The sequence below is a fragment of the Flavobacterium sp. RSP15 genome (genome assembly GCF_003968755.1).
GTDB lineage: Bacteria > Bacteroidota > Bacteroidia > Flavobacteriales > Flavobacteriaceae > Flavobacterium.
This window is the reverse complement of sequence record NZ_RYDL01000005.1, coordinates 144,937-163,121: the sequence shown is the minus strand read 5'-3', so window position 1 is coordinate 163,121 and position 18,185 is coordinate 144,937. Positions and strand designations below refer to the sequence as shown.

Sequence of the window (18,185 nt, the reverse complement as noted above, 5' to 3'; positions counted from 1 at the left end):
TGTTAAAATTTAACAGCCATTTGTACACCATAGAACTTAGGAGCACCAGCTATAAAAGTAGGGATTCCAAAAGCACCACCGGTATTTCCGGCATCAATAATATACTTTTTGTCAAAAAGGTTAGTCATGAATAATCCTATTTCGTATTTTTTTCTAATGGTTAATCCTGTTCTGATATTCAAAAGACCATACCCTGCTTGTGAAATATTAGGTAAGTTTGTTTCTTCAAAAAACACTTTCGATTTGTATGTATAGCTTGGCCTAAGGTAAAGGTCTAAGATAGTGTTTACAGATGGATTGTAATTAAAACCAACAGAAAAGGAATGTTTTGGAGTCAATCGGAAAGTATTTCCCGCCAATTGTTGTTGGTTTCCGTCTGAATCCGTTTCATCAAAGGCAGCATCGATGTACGCATAATTGACAAAGAAAGAACTGTTTTTTGTAAACTGATATTGCAAGGCCGTTTCAAAACCAAAAGTTGAGGCAGAACCACTGTCATTTGGCTGAATCACTAAACCATTCTGTTCGTCTAATCGTGCGATAGTCGTTTGAAAATTGCTGTAATCGTATATAAAAGCATTGATGTCAAATTGCAATCGGTTGTTTAGGAAGAGAGATTTGGCGCCAAATTCATAAGACCATACCGTTTCATCCGATAATACATTAACAGTTTTCGCGGTAACATTAATTACGTTAGGTCTTCGGCCTCTGGCAACATTCCCAAAAAGAGTAATGTGGTCCGTTATATCATAATTTATAGCAAATCGTCCAACAGCAGAGGTGAAGGTTTCGCTGGCAGTACGTTTTCCATTTGTAGGAGCAAATAAGTTGTTAGGAAAAACTCCTAAAAAATTACCCAATACACCAGGCTGATCTGCATTTTGAACCTCTAAACCGGCATTACTATTTTCTAAAGTAGCTCTTACACCCAAAGTAAAAGTCAATTTATCGGTTAAATCATAAGAGGCATCTGCGAAGATATCTCCAGAATAATTCTCTCCAAAATTGGTTGATTTTTCTTTGTTGAAAGCTAAAAGCGGAGCTCCTGCCAATGGACCAAAAGCAGGGTCGTTTGGAATATTTGGGTATAAGGTAGGAACGCCATTAACGATTAGTGTGTTTCTAGCTGCCAATAAGGCAAAATAGCTTTGTTCATTTACTTCAAAAGGAACCGCTTGAGATCCTTTTTCATAAAAAACATTTGCGCCAAAGAAACCGGATAATTTATTTTTATCATTAAAATTAAATCTCATTTCTTGGCTGAATTGTTTTCCTTCGGCAATTTCTCTAAAGTAAAGCACTGGAGCTGCCGTACCATCGGCATCAAAAGCTTCATCTGATTTAAATTCTCTGTAAGCTGTGGTGGCGGTCATATCCCAATTAGGATTGATTTCAGATTTCAATATCGCTGTAAGACCATAAACTTTTCTGTCGATCCCCAATTCGGTTCCTCGTTCTAAGTCCGCAAAGGTATTTGGGTTGGTTGTTCCACCTAAAGGGGCATAAGTTCCGCTTTTGAAACCCGTTCCCGGAGGAGTGTCCTGTTGCCAGTTTGCAATTAAATCTAAACTGGTTTTATCACTCATTAAATATTTTAAGGAAGTTCTAAAAGCTAGCGTTTCTTTACCATTCAAGTTGCCTCCAGATCTGTTTTCTATAAAACCGTCTCTTTTACTCAGGATTCCGGCTACTCTTACAAATAGTTTGTCCTTAATAAGGGAAGTGTTTACAAACCCATTCATTGAGAACTGGTTATAATTACCCGTTCCTATTTTTAGTTCTCCTGAATTTTCGTTTTTAGCTTTGTTTTGAATAATATGCATGGCACCAATTTGTGCACCTCTGCCAAAAAGAGTTCCCTGAGGGCCTTTTAGAACTTCAACGCGTTCAATGTCAAATAACTCTACTACAGATCCTCTGGATTTACTGATGGAAACGCCATCTTGAAAAATTGAAACGCGTGGTTCTACTCGAGAATCCCCACTATCACTGGTAATTCCTCTAATAACGATCCCAGGATTATTTACACTTTGAATCTGGATTTGTAATCCAGGAACATAATCTGAAAAGGCATCATATTCTGAAATCCCTAAATTTTCAATAAATTTCCCCCCATAAGAGGTAATGGCGATGGGAACATCTTTATTTAATTGTTCTCTTTTTTGGGCGGTAACAATAATACCATCTAATTGAAAGGAACTTTCTTTTAAAATAAAATTTTGTGTTGTTTCGGATTGGTTTAAGGATATTGAAATTTTTTGGCTTTCGTAACCAAGATAGGCCACTTGAATTGTGTAAGTGCCGAATTTTATATTTTGCAATTGGTAACTTCCAGCAATATCAGTTATCGTGTTCTTAGATGTGGTATTAATATTGATTGATGCACCAATAAGAGGTTTGCCTGATTCGTTTGTAATAATTCCATTTAAAGTGCTGTTTTCTTGTGCTTTAATAGTAAAAAACCATAGTGTACTCAATAAAATAAAATAGTAATTAACTTTCATTTTTTTTATATGTTTATGTTTAAATTTATTAAAGTAAAGATATTTTTAAGGTGTTAAGCCAAAACTCGTTGTCCGTTACTATTGTGTTAACGGATCCGGTGATCAGGTTATTAAAAGGTATAATAATTGGTCAGTCTGTTTTAAGAAGGTTAAATTATAAACGGTTAAAAAAAAATATTCATAATAAAAACCAATCGCAATTCGTTATAAAGATCAGAATGCAATACATTTGAATTATTAAAATAAAACCACAATGCGTAAAATTTCTTGGCTTTTCTGTAGTTTCTTCATTAGTAGCACTATCAGTATTTCGGCACAAAAATCAACTATTTATACCCACGATTTAAAGGATTTCAACAAAGCGGTTTCGTTGTTTAACGAAGAACAATATGCATCGGCACAAATTATTTTTAATAAAGTAAAAGAATCCGCCGGCACCGATGAATTAAAATCAGATTGTGCCTATTATGTGGCAAATTGCGCCATTCGTACTAATCAAGCCAATGCAGATCAGATGATGGAACGCTTTGTTTCGGATTATCCTACGAGTGTCAAACAAAATCAAGCGTATATCGAGGTGGCACAGTATCATTTTAGTTTGGGAAATTATCCCCAAGCCCTGCAATGGTTTGACAAAGTGGATGAAAGGAATCTGAGCAGAAAGGAACAAGACCAGTTTAATTTTCAAAAAGGGTATAGTTTTTTTAATGCCAAAAAGAAAAAAGAGGCAACTATTTATTTTAATAAAGTGGTGAATGCTCCTGAATATGGTTCGCAAGCTAAATATTACTTGGGATTCATGGCCTATGAAGGAGATGATTATAAGCAAGCGACAAAATATTTTGACGCCGTTTCCGGAGAAGAAAAATACAAGGAAAAACTGTCTTATTATCAGGCGGATATGAATTTTAAATTAGGAAATTTCCAAAACGCAATTGATTTAGGGGAAAAAGCAATGGCCAAATCAAATCCTTTAGAAAAATCGGAACTTAATAAAATCATTGGCGAAAGCTATTTTAATTTAAAAAAATACGATACCGCAATTCCCTATTTAGTTGCTTATCAAGGTAAAAAAGGAAGATGGAATAATACGGATTTTTACCAATTAGGATATGCGTATTACAAACAAAAAGACTACGAAAATGCCATTTCTCAGTTCAATAAAATCATAGGTGGGAAAGATTTTGTTGCACAAAACGCCTATTATCATTTGGGGGAAAGTTACCTCAATACAAACAAGAAACAGCAAGCTTTAAATGCTTTCAAAAATGCTTCGGAAATGTCATTTGACGAAGCAATACAGGAAGATGCGGGTTTGAATTACGCTAAATTAAGCTATGAACTTGGAAATTCCTATCAAAGTGTGCCTGCAATTTTGCATGCTTTTTTGAAGAAATACCCCAATAATGCCAACCGTTCAGAAATAGAAAGACTCTTGATTGATTCTTATATTTCTTCTAAAAACTATAAAGAGGCCTTAGTAATATTGGAAAAAAATAAATCCCCTGAAAACAAATTAGCGTACCAGAAAGTTACTTTTTTCAATGGTTTAGAATTGTATACAGACGGTGATTATCCGGAAGCCTTGACTATGTTTACGCAGTCTATGAACGAACAGAAAGATCCGTATTTTACTGCCAGAGCGGCTTTCTGGAAAGCAGAAACAGAATATGTTTTGAATGATTTTAAAAATGCGTTGTTGAGTTTTAAACAATTTGCAGGCTTTGCACAAGCCTCAAAAACTCCTGAATATAAAAATCACAATTACATGATTGCGTATGCTTATTTCAAATTGAAAGAGTACGATCAGGCAGGGAATTATTTCGAAAATCAGATTGAAAAAGCACCAGAGGATAAAGTGCGTTTGAATGATTCGTATTTGCGTTTGGCGGATTGTCGTTTTGTAACCTCAAAATACGGTCCCGCAATGGATGCGTACTCTAAAGTGATAGCCTCTAAAAGTGTCGATGCGGATTATGCGTATTTTCAAAAAGCAATTTCCTATGGATTTATGGATAAAAACGATAGAAAAATAGAGGAATTGAATGCTTTTTTACAATTGTATCCAAAATCAGGTTACCGAGATGATGCTTTATTTGAACTAGGGAATACATATGTTGCCGAAAATAAAAATGATTTGGCTTTAAAAGCGTACGAGCAACTGAATACAGAATTCAAAAAGAGTTCTTTTGCCTCAAAATCTATTTTGCGCCAGGGATTAATTTATTTTAATTCAGACAGGAATGATCAGGCAGTAGTGAAGTTTAAGAAAGTAGCGGCTGAATTTCCTCGGTCTCCGGAGGCATTAGAAGCAGTAGCTGCAGCCCGATTAATTTACGTAGATATGGGCAGAGTAGATGAATATGCAACTTGGGTACGTACCCTAGATTTTGTGGCTGTCACGGATGCAGAGCTGGATAATGATACATTTGAAGCTGCCGAAAAACAATTTCAACAAAACAATACCAAACAGGCAATTACAGGTTTTAGTGGGTATTTAAGTCAATTTTCCCCAGGAATACATGCCTTGAAGGCTAATTATTACCTGGCGCAATTGTATTTTTCTGAAGGATCTGAAAGCAAATCAATTCCTAATTATGAATTTGTAACAGCCCAATCCAGAAGTGAATTTACGGAGCCATCTTTAGTGCGTTTGGCACAGTTTTTTCTGAAAAATAAGGAATATGACAAAGCAATTCCGGTATTGTCCCGTCTAGAAAACGAAGCAGATGTTTCTCAGAATAAAACATTTGCACAATCCAATCTGATGAAATGTTTTTATGAAAATAAGGACTATCCAAATTCAGTAGTGTACGCGGAGAAAGTCTTAATGAATCCAAAGACTGATGATAATGTCAAAAGTGATGCGCAAATTATCATTGCACGCGCAGCAATGCAAACTGGTGATGAAGCGATAGCACGAGAGGCTTATGCCAAAGTAATGACAATTGCTAAGGGGGAATTAGCGGCCGAAGCCCTGTACTATGATGCTTATTTTAAAAATAAAGAAGAAAATTTTGAAGCTTCTAATGTTGCCGTTCAAAAATTAGCCGAAAATTATGCGAGCTATAAGTATTTTGGAGCCAAAGGATTAGTCTTAATGGCGAAAAATTTTTACGGACTCAAAGACAGCTATCAGGCGACTTACATTTTAGAAAACGTCATTCAGAATTTTACTGATTTTCAGGATGTAGTTTCAGAGGCACAAACTGAATTAGACAGAATCAAAGCGGAAGAGTCCAAAACAAATGCATCGATAACTAAATAAAGCTGCGAGTGGAAGTTAGAAAAACAACCAAAATCAACGCGAAAAAATAACTGAAAACAAAAAAAACATACGGAATGAATCTACCTTTTTACATCGTTGATGTTTTTGCAGAGAATAAATATACAGGCAATCAACTCGCGGTTTTTTTAGGTGCTGATTCCTTGAGCGACCAGCAGCTGCAGACAATTGCCCGCGAAATCAACTTTGCCGAAAGCACCTTTATTACTAAGCTTCAACCGGAGAATAAAACTGCTGCGATTAGGATTTTCACACCAGACCACGAAATGCAGTTTGCAGGCCATCCAATCATAGGAACATCATGGGTTTTGATGCATAAAATATTTGAGAATAAACCTGAAAAGATTTCGCTGTCGGTTCCAATTGGTGAAATTCCGGTACATCAATCGGGAGATTTGGTTTGGCTACAGGCGGCTCAACCGGAGTTTTTGAATACTTTTTTAACGGAAGATTTTTTATCCTTCAGCAATTTAAGCAGAGCTGATTTTGAGGATGAATTTCCCATTCAGGAAGTGACTACAGGAAGCGCTTTTGTGATTGTTCCTATTAAAAGTAAAAAGGCACTAGAGCATTTGATTCTTGATAAGGATAAAATGAACGAATGGCTGCATGCACACTGCAAAACCAGTCATAGAGCGTTGTATTTTTATTGTTTGGTAGAAAAAAAGCTGAGCAGCAGGATGTTTTGTATTGAAGCGAATCAGCTTATAGAAGACGCGGCTACGGGAAGTGCGAGCACGTGTTTACAGGCTTTTCTTTTAAAATATCACTCGCCGGAAATTCAAATGATTAATCATCAGGGCGATTTTATAAACAGAGCCTCTCAGATTTATTTCGATGGAAAATTAGCTGAAAATCAGTTTGATATTAAAATTGGGGGAAAAACACAATACCTCGCAAAAGGAGAATGGGAAGTGTAACGTACCGGTTAAAAATGCAGTAGTAAAAAAAGTAGCAGTAGGAAGTTAGCAGTAAAAAAATAAAACATGACATTTAAAAACAAAGTAATATCGGTTATAAATAATAGCGTAACGTTTTCGGATCCGTTCCCTTTGGGGAGCGTTGGGTTGGGGATTTTATTTCTTTTCGTTTCTCAAGTTTCATTTGCACAAAAGAAAGAGCAAATAGGTACCGAGACCGTAAATGTAGTCAAGCCCTACACACCAACCATATTAGATGCTTTCAAAGTGAAGGAAACACCGTCGCTGGACGAAGAAGATAACACAAAAAAGGAAACCGTAAAGTATACTATTTTCTCTTTCCCGGTAGCATCAACTTTCACGCCGTCTAAAGGAAAAGCAGCAGGTGTAGAGAAAGAAAAAGAAGCCGTTTTGTTTCAAAACTACGCCACATTTGGTGTAGGGAATTACGGAACCTTTATAGGGGAATTATATGTGAATCATGACCTTAATGCTACGGATTATATTGGTGGCATGTTTCGGCATCACTCCTCCCAAGGGGGTATTGAAAATGTGATTCTGGACGATCGTTTTTATGACACTTCGATTGATTTGATGTATGGATCAAATCGAAAAGAAGTTTCATGGAATCTGGATTTAGGATATCAAAACCAAACGTACAATTGGTATGGATTACCGGCTGATTTTGGTACTACGCTGGCGCCTCAGGACAGAGCAATCTTGATCAGTGGAATTAGGCCGCAGCAATCCTACAGTACGCTGACGTTAGGAGGGAATGTAGACTTTAACGAAAGTTTTTTTAATAAAATGAGTCTGAAATTTAATCATTTTTCTGATATTTTTGATTCTTCAGAAAATAGGTTTTACGCCAAGCCAACTGTAGAATTTGATGTGATGGATAGTGCTGTAAAAACGGACTTAATCGTAGATTATGTTGATGGAAGTTTCAATAATAATTATTTAAATACCAATACAGAACCAATCAAATACGGTTTTACAAATCTGGGAATTGCACCTAGTTTTGTGATGCAGGAGGAGGATTGGACACTGAATATTGGTGCCGCTATTTTTTATAGTCTGGACAATCAAAACAGCAATAATAAATTTTTTGTGTATCCAAAATTTAACGCTTCCTATAATGTTGTTGGTGATTTGATGATTTTTTATGCGGGAGCCGAAGGAAATTTAAAACAAAACTCGTACCAGGACTTTGTAGATGAAAATCCTTTTTTGTCACCAACACTCGCTATTGCACCTACGGATCAGCAGTATGATGTTTTTGCAGGATTAAAAGGGAAATTGACTAATAATATGAGTTATAATATAAGAGGTTCCTATATTAATGAGCGCAATAAGGCGTTGTTTAAAAGCAATGATTACAATGAAAATGCAACCAATCAGGACTATGCTTTTGGGAATTCTTTTCAAGTGGTGTATGACGATATGAGAACATTGAATTTTTATGGAGAAGTAAAAGCTGATTTTTCTAAGAACGTGACTTTTGGAATCAACGGAAGCTTTAGCAGTTTTACAAATGATTTTCAACAAGAAGCGTGGAATTTGCCGGCTATAAAATTAAATTCGAGCTTGGATGTTAACATAACAGAGAAGTGGTTTGCTGGTACAAATGTGTTCTATGTGGGCGAGCGAAAAGATTTTCAGGTTAATACCAATGTGGTGACTAACGCTGCGCCTGTAACTTTGAAGTCTTATTTTGATGTCAATGCAAATGTTGGTTACAAATATAGCGACCGATTGACTGCTTTTGCCAGAGCCAATAATATCACTAATAATGCATACCAAAAATGGCAAAACTATCCAGTGCAGGGATTTCAGGTGATTTTAGGCGTGAACTATAAATTTGATTTTTAATCCCTACCCCAGCCCTCCCCGAAGGAGAAGGAGCCGAAAAGTAAAACAATCTTCGCTTTTTTTATTTAAAAACTTTGAATGCCCGACAGGGTTCAAAACCCTGTCAGGCATGTAAATCTACTTATGACTTTCAAACAAAAAATACATACCCATTACCTGCAATTAGTTCAGGATCGAATCGATGTTTTCAAAGACATGATTGTGGCACTTACCGAAGATTCTAAAAACGATGCTAAAGGTTCAGCCGGAGATAAACATGAAACCGCTTTGTCTATGATGCACATTGAGCAGGAAAAACTCAATCGTAAATTAAGAGAAGTACTGGACCAAAAAACAGTTTTGGATAAAATTGATGCGACTGTAATCGCCGAAACGATTATTGTGGGGAGCTTGGTAAAAGCGAACGGAATCTATTTGTACCTGAGTGTGGCACTTCCTAAAATCAATGTCGAAGGAATCAATATTATCGCATTATCACCACAATCACCTTTGGGAAATAAACTGATGGGAAATCAAGAAGGGTTTACTTTTGAGATAAATGGTACGAAGTATTTGGTTGAGGATATTAAATAAAAATCCGTTATTTACATCCGTCTCATTTGCGTCCCATTTTACAATCCGCAACTTCAATTCTATTTTTAGCGCCTTTCCATTACGGTTTAAACGTAAATTCTATTTTTTAGTTATAAATTATAACTAAAAAGAGTATTTGCGTTTTTCAATTAGAACTATAACTCCATCTTTGCCCTATCAAAATGAACAAAGCAGGTTTCTTTCATAACTTGACTCGAGAGTTTTACTCGAACAGGCGAAGCAAACCTTAAACTTTAAACAAAAAAATTATGTGCGGAATAGTATGTGCCTTTGATTTAAAACAAAAAGCGGAAGTTTTAAGACCGCAAGTATTAGAAATGTCTAAAATTATCCGTCATCGTGGACCGGACTGGAGTGGAATTTTTAGTAATGAAAAAGCCATTTTGTCTCACGAACGACTGGCAATTGTTGATCCTGCTTCAGGGAAACAACCGTTGTTCAGTGAAGACAAACAACTTGTTTTAGCAGCAAATGGTGAAATTTACAACCACAGAGAATTACGTAAACAATTTGAGGGTAAATATAACTTTCAAACCGAAAGTGACTGCGAAGTAATTCTAGCACTTTACAAAGAAAAAGGGCCTCATTTTATAGATGAAATGAATGGGATTTTTGGATTTGCTATTTATGATGTCGAAAAAGACGAGTATTTTGTTGCTCGGGATCACATGGGAATTATTCCATTATACATAGGTTGGGATGAACACGGAACTTTTTATGTGGCTTCTGAATTGAAAGCATTAGAAGGCTATTGTACTAAAATTCAATTGTTTCCTCCAGGACATTATATGTCAAGTAAAGATGGCGAATTTGTACAATGGTATAAAAGAGAATGGACAGATTATGATGCTGTAAAAGACAACGTAACCAGCATTGATGAAATCAAAGTGGCTTTAGAAGCTGCTGTTCACAGACAACTAATGAGCGATGTACCTTATGGTGTCTTGCTTTCAGGAGGTTTAGATTCTTCTATTACTTCGGCTGTCGCCAAAAAATATGCGCAAAAACGTATCGAATCCGGAGATGTTGCTGATGCTTGGTATCCGCAATTGCACTCTTTCTCGGTAGGATTAGAGGGCTCTCCGGATTTAGCAGCAGCTCAAATCGTAGCGGATCATATTGGAACCATTCACCACGAAATTAAATTCACTATTCAAGAGGGGTTAGATGCAATTAAAGATGTAATTTACAACTTGGAGACTTACGATGTGACTACGATTAGAGCATCAACACCAATGTGGTTGATGGCAAGAGTTATTAAATCTATGGGTATCAAAATGGTGTTATCAGGTGAAGGAGCAGATGAACTTTTTGGAGGATATTTGTATTTTCACAAAGCGCCAAACGCGAGAGAATTTCACGAAGAAAACGTACGTAAATTAGGAAAACTTCACATGTATGATTGTTTACGAGCGAACAAAAGTTTAGCAGCATGGGGAATTGAAGGACGTGTGCCATTTTTAGATAAAGAATTTATGGATGTGGCGATGCGCGTCAATCCACAAGATAAAATGATCAATACAGAACATCCTATGGAAAAGTGGGTGGTTCGTAAAGCTTTTGAAGAGATGTTGCCGCCAAGTGTAGCTTGGAGACAAAAGGAACAATTTAGTGATGGTGTAGGTTATGGGTGGATTGATACGTTAAAAGAAGTTGTCGCTGTTGAAATTTCGGATGAACAATTAGCAAATGCTAAATATAAATTTCCGTTGCAAACTCCTACTTCAAAAGAGGAATATTATTACCGTTCTATTTTTCATGAGCATTTTCCAAGTGATGCCGCCGCTTTGTGTGTGCCGCAAGAAGCAAGTGTGGCGTGTAGTACAAAAATTGCATTGGAATGGGATGAAGCGTTCAAAAACATGAATGATCCGTCAGGAAGAGCGGTGGCAAGTGTGCATGATGATGCGTATGTAAAAGCATAAATACAATTAAATAAGATTTTATAAACAGATAAAACGCTCTCCATTTTGAGAGCGTTTTTTTATGAGAAATATATTTCGAGAGTAGTTTAGAATTTGAAGAAACATTATAATTACACATTGTCTAAAATAATTAGGAGGAGTTCTTTATATTAGCAAAACTAAAATGTTTATTATGAGAGATATTACTTTATTCTTTGTTTTATTTTTATTGATTTCGTGTGATCAAAAAAATAAGATTTCCGTTGATACCATTATTACCGGTGCCACTATTTACACTGTCAATAACTCCTTTGAGAAAGCTTCGGCTATGGCAATCGATGAAGGTAAAATTATCGCTATTGGGACTAATGGTGAAATTTCAAAACAATATGAATCCAAGAATACGATAGATGCGAAAGGTAAATTCATTTATCCAGGCCTGATTGATGCACATTGCCATTTTTATAGCTATGGATTGAGCTTGCAGGAATCGGATTTGCGCGGTACCAAAAGCATGAACGAAATAATTTCCCGTTTAAAGGCTTTTCAAAAAGATAAAAATCCAACCTTTATTGTGGGTAATGGTTGGGATCAAAACGATTGGAAAGTCAAAAAATATCCAACAAAAGCAGATTTAGATGTTGCGTTTCCTGATATTCCTGTAGTTTTAAATCGAATCGACGGTCATGCCATTATTGTGAATAGTAAAGCTTTGAAGTTAGCAGGAATCACAAAGGATACGAAAGCTGTTGGTGGTCAGATCGAAATTGCAAACGGGGAGCCAACAGGAATTTTAGTAGACAATCCAATGGAATTAGTGTTCAAAATAATTCCAAAACCAACCCGTAAAATACAAATAGCCGCTTTGCTTGATGCCGAAAAAGTGATGTTTGATTACGGATTGACGACCGTAAATGATGCAGGATTGGATCCGGACATTATTCACTTGATGGATAGTTTGCAAAAGGCAAAAGTGATGAAGCTTAATGTATATGCAATGATTACTGCAAATCAAAAAAACATTGATTTATACTTAAAAAAAGGAATTTATAAAACAGATAATCTAAATGTGCGTTCCTTTAAAATGTATGGTGATGGTGCCTTGGGTTCGCGTGGCGCGTGCATGCACAAACCGTATTCCGACAAGCCAGGCGAATATGGCGCTTTGTTGGCACCAATTTCTGGATTAAGCGATGTAGCTAGACAAATTGCAGCTTCAAATTTTCAGTTGAATACACATGCCATTGGTGATTCAGCAAATACGGTGATTTTGAAAATTTACAGAGAAGTTTTGACAGGCACAAAAGACCGAAGATGGAAAATTGAGCACGCTCAAGTTTTGCGTGAAGCGGATTTTGACTATTTCAAATTTGGAATTATTCCTTCGGTTCAACCCACGCATGCCACATCTGATATGTATTGGGCTGAAGACAGATTGGGAAAAGCAAGATTGAAAAATGCCTATGCTTATAAAAAATTACTTCAAAAAGCTGGAATGGTAGCTCTTGGAACTGATTTCCCAGTAGAGGAAGTGAATCCGATGCTTACTTTTCATGCTGCTGTAGCCAGAAAAGACAGTAAGGAATATCCAAAAGGTGGTTTCCAAATGGAAAATGCGTTGACTAGAGTTGAAACTTTAAGAGGAATGACTATTTGGGCCGCCTATTCTAATTTTGAAGAAAAAGAAAAAGGAAGTCTGGAAGTAGGAAAATGGGCTGATTTTGTGATGTTTGACCAGGATTTAATTATGGTGAAAGAGAATATGATAGTAAAAATGAAACCAACGAATACCTATTTAAAAGGTCAGAAAGTGAAGTAATTGAATTGTCAGCCTTCTAATAATTTACGATTAATTCTGCAAACAATAGCATTTTGTAGAATACATTGTTAAAACATAGGAGTCATATAAGTTTTTAATTTGAATAAAATTAAATAAAACTAAAAGTTCATTTAAGTAAAGTCACATAGCCTTGCAAAGAACTTTTTTAACTTATTTTCCTTTTAATAACGATTTGAGAAACTGACTTTTTTAAACTTACATGACTTATATGTTTAAAATTAATGCTGTTTATTTTAAAATGTAGCGATAATTTACAGCTGTAATAGAATATTTTAATTTATTGGTATTTGAATTACATTTTTAAGACAAAATGCATTTTTTTGTTTTAAATAGTAACTAAATATCATAATTGTGTTTTGTATTTGTAACTGCTATTGCATATTTGTCGACTTAGAATTGGGAAAAAATAAAAATATAGAGTTATGTGCGGAATATTAGCCATTATCGGAAGAGGAAAAGAGGAACAATTGTTTGGAGCACTTTCAAAAAGAATGACGCATCGTGGTCCGGATGAAAGTGATTTACATGTTACTGAAAAAGGGCATATTTTAAGTCACGAACGGTTGTCTATAATTGATTTACATTCTGGAAAACAACCGATACAAGGCACAAAAACGGCCTATATGGTTCATAATGGCGAAATATACAATCATCAGGAATTGAGAGATGGTGTGTTGAAAAGGCATGCTTTTAGAACCAAATCAGATTCAGAGGTTATTGTTCATTTGTACGAAGAGTTTGGATACGATTTTTGCAATATGCTGGATGGCGACTGGGCTTTTGTGGTAGTAGATGGCGATGATTTTATTGCCGGCAGAGATCCAATGGGAGTGAAACCGTTGTATTATGGTTTGGACGAAAGAGGAAGAATCTATTTTTCCTCCGAAATGAAACCTATTGCGGATCAGTGTAAAACATTTTCTACTTTTCCTCCGGGACATTATTATACTCAAAAAACAGGTTTTGTGAAATATTACAAACCGGAATATGAAGATTATTTAAAAGCCGACCAAGAATTAGATTTGGATTTAATCAGGGAAACGTTGACTGAAGCAACTCGTAAGCGTTTAATGAGCGATGTACCCATTGGAGTGTTGCTTTCAGGAGGATTGGATTCTTCATTAACATCAGCAATTGCTTCTAGGTTATTGGCGGAAAGCGGCAAAAAATTACAATCATTTTCTATTGGATTAAATGCGGATGCGCCAGATGCTACGGCTGCCAGAAAAGTAGCGGAATTTTTAGGGACTGAACATCATGAAATTCATTTTACTGTTGCAGAAGGAATAAAAATCTTAGATAAATTAATCTGGCATTTAGAAACGTATGACGTGACTTCGGTTAGAGCAAGTACACCAATGTATTTCTTGTCGAAAGCGATTACGGATTTAGGTGTAAAAGTGGTGCTCTCAGGCGAAGGAGCCGATGAGATTTTTGGGGGATATTTGTATTTTAGAAATGCACCTTCGGCGGAGGATTTCCAAAAGGAAACTATTGAAAGAGTACAGAAATTGTTTACCGCCGATTTGTTAAGAGCGGACAAATCAACGATGGCGCACGGATTAGAAACCAGAGTTCCGTTTTTAGACAAAGCGTTTTTGGATGTGTCAATTCGCATCAAAGCCGAAGAAAAGATGCCTAAAACGTACGATGGAAAAGAAAAATACATTTTAAGAAAAGCATTTGATACGCCTGACAATCCGTATCTGCCGGAAGAGGTTTTGTGGAGACAAAAAGAACAATTTTCGGATGGAGTAGGATACAATTGGATTGATGAATTAATTGATTATTGTGCTACGCAAGTTACGGATGAGCAATTAGCCGGAGCTGCAGCTGAATTTCCGTATAATTCTCCTACAACCAAAGAAGCGTATTTTTACAGGTCGGTATTTAATAAATATTATCCTCAAGTAATTGCGGCACAAACGGTTAGGAAGTGGATTCCAAAATGGCAGGAAAACCTTGATCCAAGCGGAAGAGCGAATGCGGCACACGTTCAGGCAGATACTGAAATTGCCAAAATAGGAGTTGTAGTTTGAAACAATAATTTAAATTTTTTATAAATGAAGAACGCTCTCAATTTTGAGGGCGTTTTTTTGTAATTATATGAACAAATGTTAATAACTTAAGGGCTTAAAAAGGTAATTTAACGGTTATATAATTTGCGTTTTTATATATTTGCGTGTTAGACAAAAAGTACATTTTTTTTAGAATAAAATATATATGAGCGAAGAAATCAAGAAGGACAGTTATTCAGCAGATAGTATTCAGGCATTAGAAGGAATGGAACACGTAAGGATGCGTCCTTCGATGTATATTGGAGATGTGGGAGTTCGAGGTCTGCATCATTTAGTGTATGAGGTTGTGGATAACTCTATTGATGAGGCAATGGGAGGCCATTGTGATACCATAATAGTTGATATTAATGAAGATGGATCCGTTTCTGTTGAAGATAATGGGCGTGGTATTCCGGTAGGGATTCATAAAAAAGAAGGGGTTTCAGCGTTAGAGGTTGTAATGACCAAGATTGGTGCCGGAGGAAAATTTGACAAAGATTCGTATAAAGTTTCCGGAGGACTTCACGGTGTTGGGGTTTCGGTTGTAAATGCATTGTCAAACCATTTGAGAGCTACCGTTCACAGCAGTGATGGTAAAATATATGAACAAGAATACGAAAAAGGGAAAGCGTTATACCCGGTTAAGCAAATTGGTGAAACGACTAAGAGAGGGACAATTGTTACTTTTTATCCGGATCCAAGCATATTTACCCAAACTATTGAGTATTCGTATGATACTTTATCGGCTCGTATGCGTGAATTATCTTATTTGAATAAAGGAATCACGATTACATTTACGGATAAAAGAGAATTTGATAAAGACGGAAATTTTGTTTCGGAAGTATTTCATTCTGATGAAGGTTTAAAAGAATACATCCGTTACTTAGATGGGAACCGTGAGCCAATTATTGCGCACGTAATTTCTATGGATCATGAAAAAGGAGAAATTCCGGTAGAGGTGGCGTTAATTTACAATACCAGCTATACGGAAAATATTTTCTCGTATGTGAATAATATCAATACGCATGAGGGAGGAACGCATTTGCAAGGTTTTAGAACCGGTCTTACAAGATCGTTAAAGAAATACGCAGATGCTTCCGGAATGTTAGACAAATTGAAATTTGATATTTCAGGAGACGATTTCCGGGAAGGATTGACCGCTATTATTTCGGTAAAAGTGCAGGAGCCACAATTTGAAGGACAAACGAAAACGAAACTTGGGAACAGAGAAGTTGTTTCTCCTGTAAGTCAAGCGGTAAGTGAGATGATTGAAAACTATTTGGAAGAAAATCCAAATGATGCCCGTATCATTGTTCAAAAAGTTATTCTTGCAGCACAAGCACGTCACGCAGCCAAAAAAGCACGTGAAATGGTACAACGCAAAACCGTAATGGGTGGCGGTGGATTGCCAGGAAAATTATCAGATTGTTCAGAACAGGATCCAGCAAAATGTGAAGTATACCTTGTCGAGGGAGATTCGGCGGGAGGAACCGCAAAACAAGGTCGTGATCGCATGTTTCAAGCTATTTTACCTTTGCGTGGTAAGATTTTGAACGTAGAAAAAGCAATGCATCATAAGGTTTTTGAAAACGAAGAGATTCGAAATATATTTACTGCGCTAGGCGTTACAATAGGAACTGCCGAAGACAGCAAAGCATTGAATATCGAAAAATTACGCTACCACAAAGTAATCATTATGTGTGATGCCGATGTCGATGGTAGTCATATTTCTACTTTAATCTTGACGTTCTTCTTTAGATTTATGAAAGAATTAATCGAACAAGGGCACGTATATATTGCCGCACCGCCTTTGTATTTGGTTAAAAAAGGAAACAAAAAAGAATACGCATGGAATGATTTGCAACGTGATCAGGCAAATGAAAGAATGGGTGGAAGCGCCGGAATTCAACGTTATAAAGGTCTTGGGGAGATGAACGCGGAGCAATTATGGGAAACTACAATGGATCCAGGCTTCAGAACATTACGCCAGGTAACTATTGACAGTTTGGCGGAAGCCGACAGAGTTTTCTCCATGTTAATGGGGGATGAAGTGCCACCACGAAGAGAATTTATTGAGAAAAATGCAGTTTACGCAAATATTGATGCTTAGTAAAGTGTAACTAATTAACCACAGAAATTTATTAATTAACCGAATAAACTTTAAAATATGAAAGTTACCATTGTAGGAGCAGGAAATGTAGGAGCAACATGTGCGGACGTGATTTCTTATAGAGGAATTGCCAGCGAAGTAGTACTATTGGATATTAGAGAAGGTTTTGCTGAAGGAAAAGCGTTAGATATCATGCAATGTGCTACCAATACTGGTTTTAATACCAAAGTATCAGGTGTTACCAATGATTATGCTAAAACAGCAGGAAGTGATGTAGTGGTAATTACATCTGGAATTCCAAGAAAACCAGGAATGACTCGGGAAGAATTAATAGGAATTAATGCAGGAATAGTGAAAACGGTTGCTGAAAATGTATTGAAGCATTCACCGGAAACTATTATAGTGGTCGTTTCTAATCCTATGGATACCATGACATATTTGGCATTGAAATCTACGGGATTGCCAAAAAACAGAATTATTGGGATGGGTGGAGCGTTAGACAGTTCTCGTTTTAGAACGTATTTGTCTTTGGCTTTAGACAAACCGGCCAATGATATTTCAGCAATGGTTATTGGGGGACACGGAGATACTACTATGATTCCTTTGACGCGATTAGCATCTTATAACGGAATTCCGGTTTCACAATTTCTATCGGAAGAGGAATTGCAAAAAGTAGCTGCCGATACTATGGTTGGTGGAGCTACACTTACAGGACTGCTTGGAACATCGGCATGGTATGCTCCAGGAGCTTCCGTTGCTTTCTTGGTGGATAGTATTTTAAATGATCAAAAGAAAATGATTGCATGTTCTGTTTTCGTTGAAGGAGAATATGGTCAGGATGATATCTGTATTGGTGTTCCGTGTATTATTGGTAAAAATGGAGTAGAAGAAATTCTTGACATTAAACTAAATGATGCTGAAAAAGCCTTGTTTGCTAAAAGTGCAGACGCTGTCAGACAAATGAATGACGCTTTAAAATCGATTTTGGTATAAAAATTTACATATAAAAAAGAGAAGACTGCATCTTTGCAGTCTTTTTCTTGAGATTAATCTATAAATAAATTGGTTAATCTTACCGTTAATTATATATTTGCTCGG

The 18,185-nt window shown here is 36.4% G+C and carries 10 protein-coding genes; 9 read left to right on the top strand and 1 reads right to left on the bottom strand.

Annotated features, from left to right (window positions below):
* Positions 1 to 2: 2 nt before the first annotated feature.
* Positions 3 to 2,504, bottom strand: coding sequence for a TonB-dependent receptor (locus tag EKM00_RS07815; RefSeq protein WP_126515804.1), 2,502 nt, complete (start codon positions 2,502 to 2,504; stop codon positions 3 to 5).
* Between the two features lie 253 nt (positions 2,505 to 2,757).
* Between EKM00_RS07815 and EKM00_RS07810 the strand changes: the two genes are divergently transcribed.
* The 9 genes from EKM00_RS07810 (at position 2,758) to mdh (ending at position 18,080) form a co-directional block, all read left to right on the top strand.
* Positions 2,758 to 5,772 (top strand): tetratricopeptide repeat protein, encoded by a 3,015-nt coding sequence (locus EKM00_RS07810; protein ID WP_126515803.1) that lies wholly within the window; start codon positions 2,758 to 2,760, stop codon positions 5,770 to 5,772.
* A 74-nt stretch (positions 5,773 to 5,846) separates the two neighbouring features.
* A complete protein-coding gene (locus EKM00_RS07805; protein WP_126461071.1) occupies positions 5,847 to 6,710 on the top strand; it encodes a PhzF family phenazine biosynthesis protein in 864 nt (287 codons plus the stop codon).
* Between the two features lie 66 nt (positions 6,711 to 6,776).
* Positions 6,777 to 8,582: a TonB-dependent receptor gene (locus EKM00_RS07800; protein WP_233592258.1), complete on the top strand. Its 1,806-nt coding sequence runs from the start codon at positions 6,777 to 6,779 to the stop codon at positions 8,580 to 8,582.
* 123 nt (positions 8,583 to 8,705) lie between these two features.
* Positions 8,706 to 9,155, top strand: a complete 450-nt coding sequence (locus tag EKM00_RS07795) for a hypothetical protein (RefSeq protein ID WP_126454108.1) — start codon at positions 8,706 to 8,708, stop codon at positions 9,153 to 9,155.
* Positions 9,156 to 9,424: 269 nt separating this feature from the next.
* Positions 9,425 to 11,101: an asparagine synthase B gene (gene asnB, locus EKM00_RS07790; RefSeq protein ID WP_126515802.1), complete on the top strand. Its 1,677-nt coding sequence runs from the start codon at positions 9,425 to 9,427 to the stop codon at positions 11,099 to 11,101.
* 172 nt (positions 11,102 to 11,273) lie between these two features.
* Entirely contained in the window at positions 11,274 to 12,899 is a 1,626-nt protein-coding gene (locus tag EKM00_RS07785; protein WP_126515801.1) for an amidohydrolase, read from the top strand.
* 443 nt (positions 12,900 to 13,342) lie between these two features.
* Entirely contained in the window at positions 13,343 to 14,959 is a 1,617-nt protein-coding gene (gene asnB, locus EKM00_RS07780; protein ID WP_126515800.1) for an asparagine synthase B, read from the top strand.
* Between the two features lie 184 nt (positions 14,960 to 15,143).
* Positions 15,144 to 17,087, top strand: a complete 1,944-nt coding sequence (gene gyrB, locus EKM00_RS07775) for a DNA topoisomerase (ATP-hydrolyzing) subunit B (RefSeq protein WP_126515799.1) — start codon at positions 15,144 to 15,146, stop codon at positions 17,085 to 17,087.
* A 57-nt stretch (positions 17,088 to 17,144) separates the two neighbouring features.
* The gene (mdh, locus tag EKM00_RS07770; protein ID WP_126454098.1) at positions 17,145 to 18,080 is read left to right on the top strand and encodes a malate dehydrogenase; all 936 of its coding nucleotides are present in this window, start codon (positions 17,145 to 17,147) and stop codon (positions 18,078 to 18,080) included.
* Positions 18,081 to 18,185 lie beyond the last annotated feature (105 nt).

Excerpts from the sequence above, each read along its gene's own strand:
- EKM00_RS07815 (WP_126515804.1), bottom strand. The coding sequence starts at position 2,504 with ATGAAAGTTAATTACTATTTTATTTTATTGAGTACACTATGGTTTTTT.
- EKM00_RS07810 (WP_126515803.1), top strand. The coding sequence starts at position 2,758 with ATGCGTAAAATTTCTTGGCTTTTCTGTAGTTTCTTCATTAGTAGCACT.
- EKM00_RS07805 (WP_126461071.1), top strand. The coding sequence starts at position 5,847 with ATGAATCTACCTTTTTACATCGTTGATGTTTTTGCAGAGAATAAATAT.
- EKM00_RS07800 (WP_233592258.1), top strand. The coding sequence starts at position 6,777 with ATGACATTTAAAAACAAAGTAATATCGGTTATAAATAATAGCGTAACG.
- EKM00_RS07795 (WP_126454108.1), top strand. The coding sequence starts at position 8,706 with ATGACTTTCAAACAAAAAATACATACCCATTACCTGCAATTAGTTCAG.
- asnB (WP_126515802.1), top strand. The coding sequence starts at position 9,425 with ATGTGCGGAATAGTATGTGCCTTTGATTTAAAACAAAAAGCGGAAGTT.
- EKM00_RS07785 (WP_126515801.1), top strand. The coding sequence starts at position 11,274 with ATGAGAGATATTACTTTATTCTTTGTTTTATTTTTATTGATTTCGTGT.
- asnB (WP_126515800.1), top strand. The coding sequence starts at position 13,343 with ATGTGCGGAATATTAGCCATTATCGGAAGAGGAAAAGAGGAACAATTG.
- gyrB (WP_126515799.1), top strand. The coding sequence starts at position 15,144 with ATGAGCGAAGAAATCAAGAAGGACAGTTATTCAGCAGATAGTATTCAG.
- mdh (WP_126454098.1), top strand. The coding sequence starts at position 17,145 with ATGAAAGTTACCATTGTAGGAGCAGGAAATGTAGGAGCAACATGTGCG.